This is a genomic window from Aliiroseovarius pelagivivens, assembly GCF_900302485.1.
GTDB lineage: Bacteria > Pseudomonadota > Alphaproteobacteria > Rhodobacterales > Rhodobacteraceae > Aliiroseovarius > Aliiroseovarius pelagivivens.
In genome coordinates, this window is sequence record NZ_OMOI01000002.1 from 687,512 (window position 1) to 706,228 (window position 18,717).

19 protein-coding genes are annotated in these 18,717 nt (G+C 59.4%); 12 read left to right on the forward strand and 7 right to left on the reverse strand.

Annotated elements, in window-relative coordinates; translation table 11 throughout:
* Position 1 precedes the first annotated feature (1 nt).
* From ALP8811_RS15520 to ALP8811_RS15540, 5 genes are all read right to left on the reverse strand, one after another.
* Complete coding sequence (locus tag ALP8811_RS15520; RefSeq protein WP_108858161.1) at positions 2-1,105, reverse strand: flagellar basal body P-ring protein FlgI; 1,104 nt, start codon at positions 1,103-1,105, stop codon at positions 2-4.
* A complete protein-coding gene (locus tag ALP8811_RS15525; RefSeq protein WP_108858162.1) occupies positions 1,102-2,112 on the reverse strand; it encodes a flagellin in 1,011 nt (336 codons plus the stop codon). Before ALP8811_RS15525 ends, ALP8811_RS15520 begins: the two co-directional genes overlap by 4 nt.
* 10 nt (positions 2,113-2,122) lie before the next feature.
* Positions 2,123-3,580 (reverse strand): flagellar hook-associated protein FlgK, encoded by a 1,458-nt coding sequence (flgK, locus tag ALP8811_RS15530; protein ID WP_108858163.1) that lies wholly within the window; start codon positions 3,578-3,580, stop codon positions 2,123-2,125.
* A gap of 24 nt (positions 3,581-3,604) precedes the next feature.
* Positions 3,605-4,912 (reverse strand): flagellar hook protein FlgE, encoded by a 1,308-nt coding sequence (locus tag ALP8811_RS15535; protein ID WP_108858164.1) that lies wholly within the window; start codon positions 4,910-4,912, stop codon positions 3,605-3,607.
* A 116-nt stretch (positions 4,913-5,028) separates the two neighbouring features.
* On the reverse strand, positions 5,029-5,862 hold the full coding sequence (locus ALP8811_RS15540; RefSeq protein ID WP_108858165.1) for a flagellar motor protein MotB: 834 nt from the start codon (positions 5,860-5,862) through the stop codon (positions 5,029-5,031).
* 190 nt (positions 5,863-6,052) lie between these two features.
* Here ALP8811_RS15540 and hmgA point away from each other — a divergent pair, with 190 nt between their 5' ends.
* The 7 genes from hmgA (at position 6,053) to ALP8811_RS15575 (ending at position 12,689) form a co-directional block, all read left to right on the forward strand.
* Positions 6,053-7,405, forward strand: a complete 1,353-nt coding sequence (gene hmgA / locus ALP8811_RS15545) for a homogentisate 1,2-dioxygenase (protein WP_108858166.1) — start codon at positions 6,053-6,055, stop codon at positions 7,403-7,405.
* The gene (gene maiA / locus ALP8811_RS15550) at positions 7,405-8,043 is read left to right on the forward strand and encodes a maleylacetoacetate isomerase (protein WP_108858167.1); all 639 of its coding nucleotides are present in this window, start codon (positions 7,405-7,407) and stop codon (positions 8,041-8,043) included. The genes hmgA and maiA overlap by 1 nt, the downstream gene beginning before the upstream one ends.
* 7 nt (positions 8,044-8,050) lie before the next feature.
* Complete coding sequence (gene fahA / locus ALP8811_RS15555; protein ID WP_108858168.1) at positions 8,051-9,310, forward strand: fumarylacetoacetase; 1,260 nt, start codon at positions 8,051-8,053, stop codon at positions 9,308-9,310.
* 12 nt (positions 9,311-9,322) lie between these two features.
* Entirely contained in the window at positions 9,323-9,850 is a 528-nt protein-coding gene (locus ALP8811_RS15560) for a dihydrofolate reductase family protein (RefSeq protein ID WP_108858169.1), read from the forward strand.
* 5 nt (positions 9,851-9,855) lie between these two features.
* Positions 9,856-10,806: an MBL fold metallo-hydrolase gene (locus tag ALP8811_RS15565; protein WP_108858170.1), complete on the forward strand. Its 951-nt coding sequence runs from the start codon at positions 9,856-9,858 to the stop codon at positions 10,804-10,806.
* A 66-nt stretch (positions 10,807-10,872) separates the two neighbouring features.
* On the forward strand, positions 10,873-12,495 hold the full coding sequence (locus ALP8811_RS15570; RefSeq protein ID WP_108858171.1) for an FAD-dependent oxidoreductase: 1,623 nt from the start codon (positions 10,873-10,875) through the stop codon (positions 12,493-12,495).
* A 5-nt stretch (positions 12,496-12,500) separates the two neighbouring features.
* The gene (locus tag ALP8811_RS15575) at positions 12,501-12,689 is read left to right on the forward strand and encodes a DUF2783 domain-containing protein (protein ID WP_108858172.1); all 189 of its coding nucleotides are present in this window, start codon (positions 12,501-12,503) and stop codon (positions 12,687-12,689) included.
* Between the two features lie 67 nt (positions 12,690-12,756).
* On the opposite strand, the gene ALP8811_RS15580 is transcribed toward ALP8811_RS15575, so the two are convergent.
* Positions 12,757-13,425: a peroxiredoxin gene (locus ALP8811_RS15580; protein WP_108858173.1), complete on the reverse strand. Its 669-nt coding sequence runs from the start codon at positions 13,423-13,425 to the stop codon at positions 12,757-12,759.
* Between the two features lie 194 nt (positions 13,426-13,619).
* Here ALP8811_RS15580 and ALP8811_RS15585 point away from each other — a divergent pair, with 194 nt between their 5' ends.
* The 5 genes from ALP8811_RS15585 to ALP8811_RS15605 all read left to right on the forward strand — a co-directional run bounded on the left by ALP8811_RS15585 (position 13,620) and on the right by ALP8811_RS15605 (position 17,497).
* On the forward strand, positions 13,620-15,059 hold the full coding sequence (locus tag ALP8811_RS15585) for an aldehyde dehydrogenase family protein (protein ID WP_108858174.1): 1,440 nt from the start codon (positions 13,620-13,622) through the stop codon (positions 15,057-15,059).
* A 156-nt stretch (positions 15,060-15,215) separates the two neighbouring features.
* On the forward strand, positions 15,216-15,956 hold the full coding sequence (locus tag ALP8811_RS15590; protein ID WP_108858175.1) for a DUF1538 domain-containing protein: 741 nt from the start codon (positions 15,216-15,218) through the stop codon (positions 15,954-15,956).
* A complete protein-coding gene (locus ALP8811_RS15595; RefSeq protein WP_108858176.1) occupies positions 15,953-16,750 on the forward strand; it encodes a DUF1538 domain-containing protein in 798 nt (265 codons plus the stop codon). Before ALP8811_RS15590 ends, ALP8811_RS15595 begins: the two co-directional genes overlap by 4 nt.
* On the forward strand, positions 16,740-17,093 hold the full coding sequence (locus ALP8811_RS15600) for a P-II family nitrogen regulator (RefSeq protein ID WP_108858177.1): 354 nt from the start codon (positions 16,740-16,742) through the stop codon (positions 17,091-17,093). The genes ALP8811_RS15595 and ALP8811_RS15600 overlap by 11 nt, the downstream gene beginning before the upstream one ends.
* Positions 17,093-17,497 (forward strand): CBS domain-containing protein, encoded by a 405-nt coding sequence (locus tag ALP8811_RS15605; protein ID WP_108858178.1) that lies wholly within the window; start codon positions 17,093-17,095, stop codon positions 17,495-17,497. Before ALP8811_RS15600 ends, ALP8811_RS15605 begins: the two co-directional genes overlap by 1 nt.
* A 104-nt stretch (positions 17,498-17,601) precedes the next feature.
* On the opposite strand, the gene ALP8811_RS15610 is transcribed toward ALP8811_RS15605, so the two are convergent.
* Entirely contained in the window at positions 17,602-18,702 is a 1,101-nt protein-coding gene (locus ALP8811_RS15610) for a transporter substrate-binding domain-containing protein (RefSeq protein WP_108858179.1), read from the reverse strand.
* Positions 18,703-18,717: the final 15 nt, after the last annotated feature.

Genomic DNA, 18,717 nt, shown 5'->3' on the forward strand with positions numbered 1-18,717 from the left:
ATCACCGGACGATGAATTCTGCATGAAGCGCCCCGGCGGCCTTGATGCTTTTCAGGATGTCGATCATGTCGCGCGGGGCCACACCCAGCGCGTTCAACCCGGCAACCAGTTCAGACAGAGACGCGCCGCCACTAACCTCGGCCAATCCAATACCGGGCTCTTCCTCGATCGTGGCATTGGTGCGTGGGACGACAATCGCTTCGCCGTCCGAGAACGGGTTGGGTTGGACCACGATAGGTTGCTCCTGAATGCGCAAGGTCAGATTCCCCTGAGACACGGCCACCCGGCTGATCCGAACATCTTCGCCCATCACGATGGTTCCTGATCGTTGATCCACGACCACTCTGGCGCGCCGTTCGGGTTCGACACCGATATTTTCGATTGTGCCCAGGGCATGCGCTGGCGAGATTGCGCGCGTCGCCGTGATGTCCACGACAACCGTACCACTGTCCAACATGCGCGACACGACGCGTCCATATTTTCCGTTGATGGCTCGTTCGATCCGTACGGCAGTGGTGAAGTCCGGGGTGCGCAGGGCCAGCCGGATGGATTTCAACTTGGTGAAGTCAAAGTCGATCTCGCGCTCGACGCGTGCGCCACTGGGGATCACTCCGCTGGTCGGAACGCCCTTGGTCACGGTAGCCCCATCGCCTTCGGCGGTTGCGCCACCCGCGATCACTGTGCCTTGTCCGACAGCGTAGATCTCGCCATCTGCGGCGTTTAGCGGGGTCATGATCAATGTGCCACCCAGCAGGCTCTTCGCGTCCCCGATGGCCGAGACCGTAACGTCGATCCGTGATCCTGTGCGCGCAAAGGGAGGCAACGAAGCTGTGACGAACACGGCTGCCACGTTCTTGGGTCTGAACTGTTCACCCGTGATGTTTACGCCCAGTCGCTCCAGAATGTTTGACATGATGTCTTCTGTGAAAGGTGCATTGCGGATGCCGTCCCCGGTGCCGTTCAGCCCGACGACCAGCCCGTACCCGACAAGGTCATTGCCGCGCACCCCGTCAAATTCGACCAGATCCTTGATACGGATCGAGTTTGCATGGGCGGCGGTGGTCAGCGCAAATAACGCCAGCAGGCAGGCAAGCAGGTGTTTCATCGCATGTAATCCGTGAAGCTGAGTTTCGATAGGTGCGCGGTGGTGACGTAAAGCGCCTCCATCTGACCATAGAGCTCTTCCAATCGCGCTGCGGTGTCATAAGGGTCTGCGGCGGTCAGGTTGTTGTATGAAAGCTCCAACGCGTGTTGTTCGGCGGTGTTGTGTGCCACGGCATTTTCGATCCGGGCTTCAACAGCACCAACCCGGGCTTGCAGCATCGTTGTGTCATCCACGGCGTTCAGAAGGGCATTCGACGACATTTCGGCCAGCGATTTCTGCTGATCCAGATCCCCGGAAAGAGCGCCCTCGGCCAGCACCACCGTCTTGGCGACCGCAGACAAAAGGCTGCGTATTTCGGGGTCATTCGCGCGTACGGGCAGGGTGGCGGTTTCGCCGTTGCCCAACCGGATGGGGCCATAGCTTTCATCCGCCCCCAGATACCCAAGGGTTTCGAACCCACCGCCGGGGGTGTTGAACCAATCGTCGATTGCGGTTGAAACGCCCGCCGCCGTGACTTCGCCTGCAATGGCCGTCATAAGTTCGGAGATGATCGTGTCGGCGCCGGCCAGGGCGGGTCTGTCGGTGGCGGCCCCACCAAATAGCGACCGCCCCCCCGCATCTGCGTTCAGTTTCGAGATGATCGAAGCGAATTTCTGTTCGGCATCCAATGCGGTGGATTGCAGCAACGTCGCGTTGTTCGAACTGCGTGCCGCGATCAGCCCGTTCGACAAATCCAGCGCCTGTGCATGGATTGTGGTTAATGCCACCTGCGTGGTGTCCGCCATCAGCCGCGCCTCGTTCGTGGCCTGCGTATAGGCGGACATGAGCTTCAGGCTGTGTTCAAGGCCTGCGACTGCGCTATAGCCACCTGTCACATTCGCCCCCAGTTCGGTTTTTCGACCTGTGGACAGCTCTGTGCTTAGCCGTGTCAATTCTTGGCGCAACTGCGTGTTTTGCCGTCGTGTCAGGAAGGTGCTGGCCATGTCGCCGAAGGTGGAAATGCTCATCACGCTCTCCTTAAATACCTAACAAAAGTTGCAGCATCTCGTCGGCGGCGGTGACCACTTGTGCGTTGGCGGCGAAGGCCTGTTCGATGATCATCAGCTTTTGCATTTCGGCATCGGTATCCACACCTTGCGCCAGCTCCATCTGTCGTAGGCTGTCATTTTGGGCGATGTCATAGCTGAGACGCGCTTCGCTCTGATCAAGATTTACGGTGATCGTGTTCAGCAGATCTGCAGCCAAGCCTGCCGAAGATCGGGCAGCACCGGAGAACCCGCCAGAGACAGCCACCTTGGGGGCATCCAGCGCGTCGATCATGTTCCCCAGCAATGTTGCGTTGCCGACATTGCCCTGCACCATCGCCCCAAGCCCATCGCGAAGACGCCAAAGCGCACCGCCCTGCGCAGGATCCACGGCGGGATTCAAGGAAAGACGGCTGCTGAGAGCGACTTCGTCCGCCGGATCGAATGCAGTCCCGGCATCCGTAAACAGGCCCGGTGCACCCGGCGCGCGGGTCGTATCCAGCGCGGGATCTTGAAACCTTTCAATCAGATCGCGCGCAAAAGCATCTACTTGTTCTTGCGCGGACACTGCCAGATCGTCACGAACCTGAAAATGGGCCGCCAAAGATCCACCGGAAATCGCACTGCGCTCGGCCTCGGTATCGATCGGCTGGCCATTGATGGTCAGGCCAGACAAGGCTCCACCGCTCTGCGTCATTTCGGGTACGATCATGTTGACGGGCGAGAACGTCAACTCCGCAGCCCGGCCATCCAGCAATATTGCCCCACCGCTCGAGATCAAGGCGACTTGTCCGCCGTCGCGTGGAACCTGCTTGATTGGTATGATCGAGGACAGCGCGTCGATGGTTTGCTGCCGTTGATCCATCAGCCCGGATGGATCGGCACCGCGCGCTATCGCGACCTGAATTTTGGTGTTTAGGCTCTGCACATCCTGCAAGCCTTGGTTAAGCTGTGCGACTTCTTGCGCGATCGACCCATCGGCCGATAGGCGCGCGGACTGAATGTGATCGGATGTGGCTTTCAGATGGGACACGATATTGCGCGCTGCATTCAGGCTGGCATTCAAGGCGGCTTCGCTGTCGGGGCGAGCCGCTGCCTCGGTCAGGGCGGCTTCGAACTGGGCCATGCGCCCCGAAAGCGAGCCCGGCTGATCCGGGGTGCCGAGCGTCTTTTCCAGCCCTTCAAGAAAGCCGGATCGTGTGCTTCCATGACCCATTGCCGCGTCCGACAGGCGGCGATCGCCCAACAGCCGTTCGTCCACATGGCGGTTGACCCCATCGATTACGACGCCGGATGGCGCCCCGCCCAGCGTACGCGACGATAGTCCAAGCGACCGTGCCCCGTACCCTTCCGTCATCGCGTTGGCGACGTTGGACGATACAACATGGGCTGCACGGGCATTGGCGCTTAGACCGGATAGTGCGTTGTAAAGGGCGCTGTTGATTGTCATGGGACACTACTTTGCGATACCGGATCAGCGTTTGATGTTGGTGGTTTCTTGCAACATCTCGTCGACGGTCTGGATGACCTTCGCGTTCGAGCTGTAGGCCCGCTGGGTCTGGATCAGGTTGGTCAATTCGCCCGCGACATCGGTCGTCGACCCTTCGCGGGCAAAGCCCACGACTTCACCAGTTGGGCCGTCACCGGCATCCCACATGAAGAATGATCCGCTTTCAGGCGATACTTGATAGGCTTGGTTCGAGATCGAGGTCAGACCATTCGGATTCGACACGTCCACCAGGGGCACCTGATAGATCGTGCGAATGAACCCGGTGTCATAGGTGGCTTTCAGGAAGCCGTGTTCGTCGATTTGAACCGCGGTCAGGTTGCCCACTGGCGAGCCATTCTTGGTGATGGCCACTGGGGCGAAGCTGTCGGACAGTTGCGTCAGGCCATTGGGGTCACTGATTCCCCCGATGGTCAATGAAAGTGGCCCGCCTGCCACGGTCAAATCCAGCGTGCCCTCGGCTGCGTTATAGGGACCTCCGGACACCACTGTGACCGAAGCCAATGTGCCGCCATCGGCGCGGCTGTCATCGAAGACCAGCGTGTATTCTCCGACCACGGCCCCGCCCGAGGCGCTGTCGGTAATTTGCATGGTCCAGGTGTTCGATGATCCGGTGCCCGGCACGGTGGGTGTAAAACTGAAATCCAGCGTTTCGGAGGTTCCGAGGTTGCCGAAATATTCGACCGACAGGGGCAGTGCTGCGCCGTCGGCGCCTGCTTCAGTTTCGACAGCGGGCAAATTGACGCCCAGCTTCATGCTGGTGGTTGGGTCACCCGCAGTTTGGTTGGCGTTAATCACAACGGGTTCCAAGCCGACACCTGTGTCGCGCGGATAGGTTGCGACATTGCCGTCTGCATCTGCAGGCCATCCCAATAGCACAAGCCCGGTTTCTGTTTTCAGAACACCCTCGGAATCAGTACGGAACGATCCGGTCGTGGTCATCATCATGGGCCGTTCGCCGGGGTTTGAATCGGCATAGACCTCTTGTGTGACGGGCAGCATGCCGCGCCCACCGACAGCGATATCCATCGGGTTCGACGTCGAGATCAGGGGGCCGTGTTCGTCGATCAAGCGCTGCGTGGTCGTGCGTACACCCCCCGCAGAATACGACCCGGAGCCCGCATCACCTCCGATTACAAGACTTTGAAAATCTGCCGTGGCTCGTTTGTATCCAAACGTCGACGAGTTCGCGATGTTGTCTGAAATCGTCGCGAGTTTCGTGGCATGTGCGTTCAGTCCGGCCACGCCGGCACTAAGCGAAGAGGAAATCGTCATGGTGCGCCTTTCTGCTGCATCTACCTCTGGTCTGGATCAGAGTGGACCGGGTGCCCTTAACAGCCGCCTAATGGGCGAGAGATACGGTGACGATTTCCTGTTAGTGTATGATTTTGCTACCTTTTAGACCTTAGGAGGATCAGCTCGATCCGATTGTTCCTTGCGGCCATCGCGGTTTCCTCGGCATGTTCACGATCCGCATGACCGGTGACGCGCTGTACTTTTCCGGGTGTCTGGTCCAGCGATTCGAACAAAGTACGCACCTTGTCCGCCCGACCGGATGACAGTTCCCAAGCGGTATTCTCGGCGACGACGACTGGCTGTGTTGCCACATGACCTTCGATCGCGACACCGTTCTTGGCCAGGCTGAACACCTCGACAATCGTTGTCAGGATGTCTTTCAGGATCGGAGTTGGTGTCGTAGTGCCGGCATGAAACAGCGGGGCGTGTTCAAGCGCGAAGATCTCGACCAGCAGGCCTTCATCTGTCACGCGCGTCACGATATGGCGTCGAAGCTGGTCGCTTGTCATGCTTTCCCCAGAACGGCTGAGAAGCATCTCTTCGACCTCTTTCAGCTTGGCGGTTTGCTTTTCGCCGTCGTCCCCAGTGCTATCGGCACCCTTGCCGCCTTCAGTGTTTGCGGGATCGCGTGGAACGCCACCGGTGCCGGTCTGCGACAGGCTTTCGTCACTCAGCACGCTGTCGCCGCCGAACGACCCACTGCCACCGCCTGAAACGCGGGTGATCGGAATGGTCGGACTGAAGTAATCGGCGATGCCCTTGCGCTGCTTTTCCGTCGTGGCGTTCAACAGCCACATCAGCAGGAAGAAGGCCATCATCGCGGTCACGAAGTCAGCATAGGCCACCTTCCATGCACCGCCGTGATGGCCATCACCACTAACCTTCTTCACTTTCTTGATAATTACCGGAGCTCGCTCGTTTGAACGCATCCCACCACCTCATTATTCACCCGAGATCATGGATAGCAGCCGCAAGTTTCCATTGGCTTAACTCTTCAAATTGTTGCCATTTCATTACTTCGCATGTGAAGTGTCCCTTTTTCTTGACTTCATTTCACATGCAACGATATCATTGCGGCGCAACAGGACGGCCCATCTGGGCATTGAAACGGATCGAATTATGAACAAGCACAGCCCCTCGCGCGAGATGACGCGCGCGGTGTCAGTCGTTGGCACCGAGACCCATTACATGCCCGGTTGGGCGAATGATTTCGAAACCGAGGCGCTGCCCGGTGCGCTGCCGCAAGGCATGAACAGCCCGCAGAAATGCGAATATGGCCTGTATGGCGAGCAGCTGTCCGGCACTGCCTTCACAGCCAATCCGCCCGAGCGCACATGGTGCTATCGCATCCGCCCGTCGGTGAAGCACTCGGCGCGTTACACGAAGATTGACGTCCCTTACTGGAAATCTGCGCCCTGCGTGGATCCGGATGTGATTTCGCTGGGCCAGTATCGCTGGGATCCCGTGCCCACCGCCGAAGGTCTGAACTGGATCACCGGCATGCGGACCATGACCACGGCGGGCGACGTGAACACCCAAGTCGGCATGGCAACCCACGTCTACTTGGTCACCGAGTCTATGGTGGATGATTATTTCTTCTCGGCCGACAGCGAGCTGCTGGTCGTGCCGCAGGAAGGTAAGCTGCGCTTCTATACGGAACTGGGTGTCATCGACCTTGCGCCGCAGGAAATCGGCATCATCCCCCGTGGCCTTGTCTATCGCGTTGAGCTTCTGGAAGGCCCCGCGCGCGGCTTCGTCTGTGAAAACTACGGCCAGAAATTCGAGCTTCCGGGCCGCGGGCCGATTGGCGCGAACTGCATGGCCAATCCGCGTGACTTCAAAGCCCCTGTTGCTGCGTTTGAAGACCGCGAAGTGCCGTCGACCATCACCATCAAATGGTGTGGCCAGTTCCACAAGACCGAGATCGGCCAGTCGCCCTTGGACGTCGTCGCATGGCACGGCAATTACGCGCCGTACAAATACGACCTGACAACTTATTGCCCGGTTGGTGCGATCCTGTTTGACCACCCGGACCCCTCGATCTTCACCGTGCTGACGGCGCCTTCGGGCCAGCCGGGCACCGCGAATATCGACTTCGTTCTGTTCCGCGAGCGTTGGATGGTGGCCGAAAACACCTTCCGCCCGCCGTGGTATCACAAGAACATCATGTCCGAGCTGATGGGCAACATCTATGGCCAGTATGACGCCAAGCCGCAGGGCTTTGTCCCCGGTGGTGTGTCCTTGCACAACATGATGCTGCCGCACGGTCCGGATCGTGATGCCTTCGAGGGTGCCTCGAACTCGAACCTTGGGCCCGAGAAGTTGGACAACACCATGTCCTTCATGTTCGAGACCCGCTTCCCGCAGCACCTGACCGCGTTTGCGGCGAATGAAGCGCCGCTTCAGGACGAGTATATCGACTGCTGGGAGAGCCTTGAGAAGAAGTTCGACGGGACGCCGGGTAAAAAGTGATGACGCTTTACGGATACTGGCGGTCCACTGCGGCCTATCGCGTGCGCATTACGTTGAACCTCAAGGGGCTCAACGCAGAGCATGTGTCTGTCCATCTTGTGAAAGATGGCGGACAGCAGCACGCGGCGGATTATGTGGCCAAGAACCCGACCCATCTGGTGCCCTCGCTGGAATTGGAGGATGGCACCGTCCTGACCCAGTCGCTGGCGATCATCGACTATCTTGAGGCCGTGCAGCCCGAGCCTGCCTTGCTGCCCGCAGATCCAGTCAAACGTGCTAAGGTGATGGCCGCCGCGCATGTCATCGCGATGGATATTCATCCGGTGAACAACCTGCGCGTGGCCAAGCATCTGGGCGACACGTTCGGTGCGGATGCCGAGGCGAAGCGCCAATGGATGGTCCACTGGATGGACACGGGCTTTGCCGCCCTTGAACAGATGGTCGACAAGGGCACCAAGTTTGCCTTTGGCGACACGCCGACGCTGGCAGACATTTGCCTTGTCGCACAGTACTATAACGCACGGCGCTGGGGGGTGGATCTGACCGCCTATCCGCGTCTGACCGAAATCGAAGAAACCTGTCTGGCCCTGCCCGCCTTCGCCGATGCGCGACCCGAGGCACAGGCCGACGCCGAGTGAGGATCACATGAGCCAACTGAAAAAGTCGTGGGTGGACAGCGCGAACTCTGCCGAGACCCCCTTTCCCCTGAATAACCTGCCCTATGGCGTGTTCTCGACCGCCGACACCGAGCCGCGCTGTGGTGTGGCCATCGGGGACATGATCCTTGATATGCAGGCCGCTGAAGAAGCTGGCCTGATCGAGATCGGTGATGAACCCGTCTTCGACGTTCCTTTCTGGAACGAGCTGATGGAGCTGGGATCGGACGCATGGTCCGCCCTGCGCGCCCGTCTTGGGCAACTGCTTGGCGAAGGCTCGACCGAGCGTGACGCCGTTGCGCCCCTGCTGGTCGCCCAAGCCGGTGCCGAGCTGCACATTCCGTTCCTTGTGTCGGAATACACCGACTTCTACGCCGGTCGTCAGCACGCTGCCAACATGGGCGCGATCCTGCGTGGTTCGCCCGATCTGCCGGCCAACTGGCTGCACATTCCGATCGGCTATAACGGCCGTGCGTCCTCCGTCGTGATCTCGGGCACACCGATCCACCGCCCGAACGGTCAGCGCAAAGCGCCCGACGCCGAGATGCCCAGCTTTGGTCCCTCGATGCGTCTGGATATCGAACTGGAAATGGGGGCCATCGTTGGTAAGCCTTCCGAGTTTGGCCAGCCGATCACGGTCGACGAAGCTGATGACATGATCTTTGGCTACGTGCTGCTGAACGACTGGTCTGCCCGCGACATCCAAGGTTGGGAATACCAGCCGCTTGGCCCGTTCCAAGGTAAAGCCTTCGGCACCTCGATCAGCCCGTGGATCGTGACTGCTGCTGCGCTGGAAGAGTTCCGCGCCCCGACACCGGAACGCGAGAAAGAACTGCTGCCCTATCTGGATGGCTCCAAGGACGGCCTCTATGACATCGAGCTTCAGGTTCTGATGCAGCCCGAAGGCGGTGACACGGCGAGCGTCGTTGGCGAAACCAACTACACCCGTATGTATTACTCGGCTGCTGAACAGCTGTGCCATCACGCCATTGGCGGTTGCGCGATGAATGTGGGCGACCTTTTGGGGTCCGGCACCATCTCGGGTCCGACCAAGACCGAATACGGATCGCTGATGGAGATGAGCTGGGCGGGCCGCGAGCCCTTCACGCTCGACACCGGCGAAACCCGCACCTTTATCGAGGACGGCGACACGCTGACCCTGCGCGGTGCTGCCAAGGGTGACGGTTTCCAGATCGGCTTTGGCGATTGCACAGGCCAGATCCTGCCTGCCGTCAGCTGGCCCAAGTAAGGTACCCCGCGCATGACGCAATACGTTGGATATATCGCCATGAGCCTTGATGGCTACATCGCTACCCCAGACGGTGGCGTGGCATGGCTTGATCCGTTCAACGAGGCGATGGGTGCCGACGGAAACGACGGCGGATATGGCGCGTTCATCTCAGAGGTGGACGCGCTGATCACCGGGCGCGAAACGCACCAGCAGGTGCTTGGTTGGGGGTGGCCCTACGAGGATCGCGCCAGCTATGTCCTGACCCATCAGGCCGACTATTCCGCAGATCACGTCACCGCTGCCGGAGACATCGAGACCCTTCGCAAAGCCATCGAAAAGGCTGGGCACAAGAAGGTCTGGGTCATGGGGGGCGGAGCAGCCCAGCGCGCAGCACTTGACGCGGGCTTGTTCGATACTCTGCGCGTCTTCGTGATGCCGACCATTCTTGGTGGCGGGCGCAAACTGTTCACCGACGGACCACAACACAACCTCTCATTCGCCTCCAGCCAGACCCATGGCGGCGGCGTGATTCAAATCGACTATCTCATCAAGGACTGACAACCATGGCAAAGGCATTCGCGTCGCAAGGCGACATGACCGAAAAGAAAATTACCTTCGACCAGATCGGCGAGGGGCTCTATGCCTTCACCGCCGAGGGCGACCCGAACTCGGGCGTGATCATTGGCGATGACAGCGTCATGATCGTTGAAGCTCAGGCGACCCCGCGTCTGGCCAACAAAGTGATCGAATGCGTGCGTTCGGTGACCGACAAGCCGATCAGCCACGTGGTTCTGACCCACTATCACGCCGTGCGCGTGCTGGGTGCGTCGGCCTATGGTGCGGATCAGATCATCATGGGCGACCAAGCCCGTGCGATGGTTGTGGAACGCGGTCAGGAAGACTGGGACAGCGAATTCCAGCGCTTCCCGCGCCTGTTCGAAGGCCACGAGTCGATCCCCGGTCTGACCTATCCGACGACCACATTCTCGGATGATATGACTGTCTATCTGGGCAACCGCCGCATCGACCTGATGCATCTGGGCCGCGCTCACACCTCGGGCGACATCGTGATTCACGTGCCGGACCAGAACGTCATGTTCACCGGCGACATCGTAGAAGATCACTCGGCCTGCTATTGTGGCGACGGTCACTTCTCGGATTGGGGTGACACGCTGGACAACATCGCGTCCTTCGACGTGGACGCCATCGCACCCGGTCGTGGCGGAGCCCTGATCGGCAAAAAAGCCGTTGAACGCGCCATCGAAAGCACCCGTGACTTCGTTTACAGCACCTACGCCCCGGCCGCCAAAGTGGCTGCACGCGGTGGTTCGCTGAAAGAAGCATGGGACGCCGTGCGCGCCGAATGTGACCCGAAATTCGCAGACTATGCCATCTACGAGCACTGCCTGCCCTTCAACGTCGCCCGCGCCTATGACGAGGCCCGCGGCATCGACACCCCCCGTATCTGGACCGCACAGCGCGATCTGGACATGTGGGCCGCCCTGCAGGGCTAAGACCTTCGGGGTTCGGCCATGAGGGCCGGACCCCACCCGAAACGCGCGCAGCCGGAGGAGAACCCGATGTTCGACGATAGATACACGCTTGCCTACAAGCGCTATCCCTACAAGAAATCTGCCGATCAGGATGCGGCGTCGCCCGTACGTCATCCGGTCGTTGTCATGGGTGGAGGACCCATCGGCATCGCGACCGCGCTGGACCTTGGTCGCCAAGGCATTCCAACGCTGGTTCTGGACGACCACGAAGGCGTCGGCATGGGCTCGCGCGCGATTTGTTTCGCCAAGCGCTGCCTTGAAGTTGCAGGCCGTTATGGCTGCGGCAAGCCGATGGTCGATAAAGGCGTCGTGTGGAACATTGGCAAAGTGTTCAACAAGGACGACCAGGTCTTTGAATTCAACCTTCTGCCCGAAGAAGGTCACGAATACCCCGCCTTCATCAACATGCAGCAGCCCTATTACGAAAGCTTCCAGCTGGATCGCTTTGAAGAGCTGCAAAAGGACGGGGCGCCGATCGAGATCCGCGGCAAGAACCGCGTGGATTCGGTCGAAGAACATGACGGTTATGTCACCGTGAACATCATGACGCCCGACGGCCCTTATCAGATCGAAGCTGAATGGCTGGTCGGCTGTGACGGGGCCTCGTCTCCACTGCGCACCATGCTGGATCTGGACTTTACCGGGAAGGTTTTCCAGGACAGCTTCCTGATCGCCGACATCAAGATGAAGAACGACGACTTCCCGACCGAGCGTTGGTTCTGGTTTGAACCGACCCACGGTGGCGGCGCGTCGACCCTTCTGCATAAACAGCCCGATGATGTCTGGCGCGTTGACTTCCAGATCGGCTGGGACGTCGACCGTAAGGAAGAGATGAAAGAGGAAAACATCCGTCGTCGTCTGGACGCCTTCCTTGGTGAAGGTGTGGAATATGACATGGTCTGGTCCTCGATCTACACCTTCCAGTGCAAGCGCATGGACAGCTTCCGCCACGGTCGCATCTTCTTTGCAGGTGACGCCGCACACCAAGTGTCGCCCTTTGGCGCACGCGGTGCGAACTCGGGCATGCAGGACGTCGACAACCTGGGTTGGAAACTGGGCATGGTCATGCGCGGTGAAGCGCCTGAAAGCCTGCTGGACAGCTATGATTTTGAACGGGTGCACGGTGCGGACGAGAACATCATGAACTCGACCCGCTCGACCGATTTCATCACTCCGAAATCGGAGATGAGCCGTGTCCTGCGCGATGCCGTTCTGGACCTGTCGGAAAAGCACGAGTTTGCACGACCGATGGTGAACTCGGGCCGTTTGTCGGTGCCCTGCACCTATGATGGCTCGCCTCTGAACTCGGCCGATGCGCTAGACGGCCCCGCCCGTTCGCGTCCCGGTTCAGTTTGCCCCGATGCGCCGCTGGGGGATGAGTTCCTTCTGTCCAAGCTGGGCGACAAGTTCATTCTGCTGACCATCGACGCCGACGCCCCCGATGTGATCGAGGAAGCTGGCATTCAGGTCGAACGTTTGGCCCTGTCGACTGCAGACGACAAGACCGGTGCCCTGCGTGAACGCTATCTGGGTGACAACGAAAAAGCCGTCTATCTGATCCGTCCAGATCAGCACGTCGCGGCCCGTCGCCCCAGCTATGATGAAAACCAGATCCGCGCCGCGATCCGTCGCGCCATCGGTAAGGAGTAAGCCCCATGACTGATCTGATCCTGACCCCGAACATCGACGGTGTGGATGATTTCTATGCCGAGCTTTTGGCCGCGCATGAAGGTCTGAGCAAAGAAGACAGCGACGCGCTGAACGCCCGCCTTGTGCTGGTTCTGGCCAACCATGTTGGTGATCGCGAAGCGTTGAGCCAAGCGCTGAAAGCCGCCGAGAAATAAGGCTGTTCCTACAGTCTTGCGAAACGAAAAAGGGCCCGCGCTGATCAGCGCGGGCCCTTTCGTTTGGTTATTCAGCCGCCGCTAGGCTGGGGTCAGCCGTTGTGCGCAGGTAAGGCAGCTTGATGTCGATCTCGCCAAACTTTTCCTTCGCCGCATCATCGGTCAGCGACAGGGCAACGATGACGTCCTGACCCTTGACCCAGTTTGCCGGGGTGGCGATGGGTGTGTTGAACGTGGCTTGCAGGCCGTCCAGCGCGCGCAGCACCTCGGCGAAGTTGCGACCCACCGACATGGGATAGGTCATGATCAACTGAACCTTTTTGTCGGGCGAGATGATGAAGACCGAGCGCACGGATGCACTGTCGGCTGCGGTACGGCCATCGGGAAGATAGGCCTCGGCGGGCAGCATATCGAACAGCTTGGACACGGCCAGATCTTCGTCCGCGATGATTGGGAAGCCGGCCTTTGCACCCGAGAAGCCTTCGATGTCGGCTTTCCACGATACGTGCTCTTGCGCGCTGTCGACCGACAGGCCGATCACCTTGGTGCCGCGTTTGGCCCATTCATCGGCAAGCTGTGCAACAGCGCCGAATTCGGTCGTGCAAACGGGGGTATAGTCCTTCGGGTGCGAGAAAAGGATGGCCCAGCTGTCACCAATCCAGTCATGGAAGCTGATTGTGCCTTGATCTGTTTCTGCCGTGAAATTTGGCACGATGTCGTTAATGCGCAGTCCCATGAGGGGCTCTCCTTTTGGATGACAATTCGTTTCATGGTGTAGCTAAGTATTCGGCGAAGATTTGAAAGTAAGGTGCGTCAATTTATCAGGTCTTGCGCTTTGTAAAATAATTTGATCAAATTATGATTCCACGGGTTGCGCTACCAGCCCCACGGTGCCACAGTGCCCGCAAACCCGTCCAAGGAGTCAGGAATATGATCGAGAAACGCGACTTTTACATCAATGGCAAATGGGTCGCCCCAGCTGCCGCCAACGATTGCAATGTGATTGACCCCTCGACCGAAGAGGTCTGCGCGGTCATCTCGCTTGGTGATCAGGCCGACACCGACGCCGCCGTTGCGGCCGCCAAGGAAGCTTTCAAGACCTGGGGCTTTTCGTCCAAGGCCGAGCGTCTGGAACTGATCGAGAGCATTCTCGAGATCTACAACCGCCGCGCCGAAGACTTGGCCCAGGCGATGAGCATTGAAATGGGCGCACCGATTGATCTGTCGCGCAGCTCGCAAGTGGGTGCTGGCAGCTGGCACATCAAGAATTTCATCCGCGCCTTCAAAGATTTCGAGTTCGAGAAGACGCTGGGCAAACACGCCCCGAATGACCGTCTTCTGTACGAACCCGTGGGTGTGACCGCGCTGATCACGCCTTGGAACTGGCCGATGAACCAAGTGACGCTGAAGGTTGTGGCTGCGGCTGCGGCTGGCTGCACCATGGTTCTGAAGCCGTCCGAGGTCGCACCGCTGTCGTCGATCGTTTGGTCCGAAATCATGGACGAAGCCGGCACCCCGGCCGGCGTCTACAACATGGTGAATGGTGATGGCGTGGGCGTTGGCAGCCAGCTGACCTCGCATCCCGACGTGGACATGGTCAGCTTCACCGGCTCGACCCGTGCGGGCATCGCGATCTCGAAAGCGGCCGCCGACACGATCAAGCGCGTGGCGCTGGAACTGGGCGGCAAGGGTGCCAACATCCTGTTTGAAGATGCGGACGAGAAAGCTGTGAAGCGTGGCGTGCTGCACATGATGCAGAACACCGGCCAAAGCTGTAACGCGCCCTCGCGTATGCTGGTCCAAAGCTCGATCTATGATCGCGTGGTGGAAGAAGCTGCCGAAGTGGCTGGCAAAGTGCAGGTTGGCCCCGCATCCGAGGAAGGCCGCCACGTTGGTCCCGTTGTGAACGAGCTTCAGTGGAACAAGATCCAAGATCTGATCCAGAAGGGCGTCGACGAAGGCGCACGCCTTGTCGCGGGTGGAACCGGGCGCCCTGACGGCCTGAATAAAGGCTATTACGTGAAGCCCACTGTCTTTGCCGACGTAACCAATGACATGACCATCGGTCGCGAAGAAATCTTCGGCCCGGTCCTGTCGATCATGAAGTTCGACACCGAAGAAGAGGCCGTCGAGATCGCCAATGACACCGTCTATGGTCTGACCAACTATATCCAGACTCAGGACGGCGCGCGCGCCAACCGCGTGGCCCGCCAGATGCGTTCGGGTATGGTCGAGATGAACGGCACCTCGCGCGCTGCAGGCTCGCCCTTTGGTGGCTATAAGCAGTCCGGCAACGGGCGCGAAGGCGGCATTCTGGGGATCGAGGACTTCCTTGAGGTCAAAGCCGTTTCGGGCTGGTCGAACGACTGATCCGAACCACAGACTGAACACATGCACCCCCGGCCTGTCCGGGGGTGTTTTTTTGCCATTTTGGTTTGATTTCAATCATGGCTCGCACCGCCGCCACGTGGCTGTTACATCATTGGTATGAACACGAAACTCGTGATGTAACGCAGGAAGGGGCATATGACCGATACGCTTGGAAAGCTATTCGGCTATTTGGGCGGCACCGCCCGCGACCTCGCCCCGATCCTTTTGATCGTGGGCTTCTTCCAGCTTGTTGTGTTGCAGCAACCCATCGACAATCTGGGACAGTTCGCGCTGGGCTTTCTGTTTGTCCTACTGGGCCTGACGGTGTTTATCCGAGGCCTCGATATGGCGCTGTTTCCTCTGGGCGAGGCGCTGGCGAACGCGCTGGCCTTGCGTGGCTCACTTCCCTTGCTTGTCCTGTTTGCCTTTAGCCTTGGCTTTGGCACCACCGTTGCCGAACCCGCCTTGATCGCCGTCGGGGCCGAGGCCGCGACCGTGATGTCCGAGGCCGGTGTGATCGGCCAAAGTGAGGCCGAGATGAACTTCATGGCGACCGCCCTGCGTTATACCGTGGCCGCGTCCGTCGGCGCGTCCTTGGTGTTGGGCGTCTTCCGCATCCTGATGGGCTGGCCGATCCAATGGCTGATCATTGGCGGCTACATCATGGTGGTCGCCCTGACCCCCATCGCCCCGCGCGAGATCATCGGCATCGCCTATGACAGCGGGGGTGTCACGACCTCGACCATCACGGTACCTCTAGTGACGGCGCTGGGCGTTGGTCTGGCCTCGGTCATCAAGGGGCGGAACCCGATGATTGACGGGTTCGGACTGATCGCCTTTGCATCCCTGATGCCGATCATCTTCGTGCTTCTGTTCGGATTGGTGGTGGCGACATGATCACGATCCTGACCGACCTTCTGTGGACCTTCCTCAGCGTTGTGCGCGACGTGCTGCCGATCGCGGCGGTGCTGCTGCTGTTCCAGCTTGTGATCCTGCGCAAACCCATTCCCCACCCGAAAAAGGTGGCCGTGGGCATGTTCTATGTGCTGTTGGGCCTTGCGCTGTTCCTGTCGGGACTGGAAATTGCCCTGTTCCCTCTGGGCCGCGAGATGGCCGCCCAGCTGACCGATCCCGCCTTCCTGGGGATCGAGCCCGGCGCGGCGGTCGAATGGCTGGATTACTACTGGGTCTATATCTTCGCCTTCGCCATCGGCTTTGCGACCACCATCGCCGAGCCGTCCCTGATCGCCGTCGCCTTGAAGGCGCAGGAAGCATCGGGGGGCGGGGTGAAGGCCAATGGGCTGCGCATCGCCGTGGCCTTTGGGGTGGCGATCAGCCTTGCGGTGGGGACGTTCCGCATCGTGACGGGCACGCCGCTCTATCAATACATGATCGTGGGCTATGTGATCGTCGTGATCCAGACGCTTATGGCGCCGCGCATGATCATTCCGCTGGCCTATGACAGCGGCGGGGTGACGACCTCGACCGTAACTGTGCCTTTGGTGGCGGCCCTTGGGTTGGGCCTTGCCAGCACCGTGCCGGGGCGCAGCCCCCTTCTGGACGGGTTTGGCCTGATCGCTCTGGCCAGCCTATTTCCCATGATTACCGTGATGGGCTATGCCCAAATCAGCAACTGGCTGTCGCGCCGAAGGGCCGACAAAGACAGCCAAGGAGAGAACCATGAAGTTTAAACTGATCATTGTGATGACACAGGATGAACTGACGGACACCGCCATCGAGGCCGCCCGCGAAAAGGGCGCAACCGGGTGTACCGTCATCACCTCGGCGCGAGGCGAAGGGTTGACCCCTGCCAAGACGTTTCTTGGCCTGACCGTGGACGGGCAGCGGGACGTGATCCTGTTTCTGGTCGAGGAACACCACAGCCGCCTGATTCTGGAAGGGATCGGCGCGGCCTGTCGATTTGATGAAGACCCCGGAACCGGGGTAGCATTCCAGTTGGACATTGAAGACGCCATTGGGCTGTCCGGTCAGATTGCCACGATCCAGCAGGAAATCAGCAAGGAGGACTTGTGATGGAAGACAACACGATGAAAGTGCGCGACGTGATGCAGGGTCAGATCTATATGATCAGTGGTCTTGCGACGGTGCGCGAAGCTGTCAGCGAAATGAAAGCCAAGGGCGTGACGGCGCTGGTGATCGAACGCCGTCACGAGGATGACGAATACGGCATCATCTCGATCGACATGATCGCCGAGCGGGCGATTGCGATGAACAAGTCTCTGGACCGCATGAATGTCTACGAGGTGATGGACAAGCCCGCCCTGACGGTGGCCGATCACATGGCGGTCAAATACGCGGTGCGTCTTTTGTCACGGCTGGATCACCGCCGCGCATTGGTGATCGAAGACGGCACCGCCTGCGGGCTGGTCACGTTGCGTGACATGGTGCTGAGCTATGCCGCCGAGCCTCAGGGATAGGACATTCGGCCTTCCGGGGATCCTAGGGTCCTGAGATACCCCAGAAACGAAAATGGCCGACGTATTCGCCGGCCATTTCTATATTCCATCTAAGCTGTATCGGCTTAGTTCGCGTTCATGCGGTCGTTATGCTCGCGCAGGGTGTCCGAGATGATGGCGTACCATTCACCCGATTCACGCATCTCGTTCAGACCTTTGTTCATCATTGCGACGTACTGGCGGCCAAACGGGTTGGTGCGGTGTACAAGGAATGCAAGCGACGACAGGGTGGAAACGAAGGGGTTTTCAACCAGATCGTTCTGGGTCAGGCCCATTTCGCTCATCGTGTCAGCGGCAAGCTGAACTTCGAACGACGCGGCGTCGGCGGTGCCGTTCAACACAGCATCCAGACATTCACGTGCGGTTTTGGGGCGAAGTACAGTCACGTTCGAAACGTTGATGCCTTGTTCCTCAAGGTCGATCATGCTCCAGCCATCCATACGGCAGACCGTTGCACCTTCGAATTCCGCGAAGGTGGTCGCGTTGACATACGAGCTTTCCGGCAGGGTGTAGAAGCCACGAACCGTGTCATAGACGGGGACAGTCGCGTAGAACTGCGTGCAGCGCGTGGTTGTCTCTTCCGACCACTCGTACGAGCGGTTGGTACAGTCAGGCATGGTCCATGCAATGGATACGTCGAACGCGCCAAGCGGCAGCAGCGTGCTGAGGTGTGCACCCCAGTCATCCACAAAGCTGACCGAGTAGTCGCGCGAGTTGCCAGCACGGTGAAGGCTGGTGGTGGCAATACGGGTCATGAAACCACCGCCATTCAGCGATTCGTCGGTGAAGGGCGCCCAGCCGTTGCCGGTAACCAGGCGGATGGGGGGCTCATAGGCGTTCGAACGACGGGTGGATTCAAAGCGGCTTTCTTCGGCTGCGATCACTTCCTGTGCGGAACGTCCGTCGGGCAGGCTGCCATCCTCACACGGAAGGGCCAGCACAAGACCCGGGTCAAGGTCGTTGGGGTTGGTCACGATGTTACGGTTCGCGTTGAAGATCGGCTGATAGTTCGAGGTGCCATAAGCCGTGATTGCGATCGTCGCCAGCGTGTCGCCGTCAGATACGGTATAGTTGGTACAGGCCTGCTGAGCGCTTGCCATACCAGCTGACAAAGCGACGGTGGCGGTCGTCGCGATTGCGAGCTTCTTCGCAGTTTGTTTAAACATTTCCTATCCTCCAGG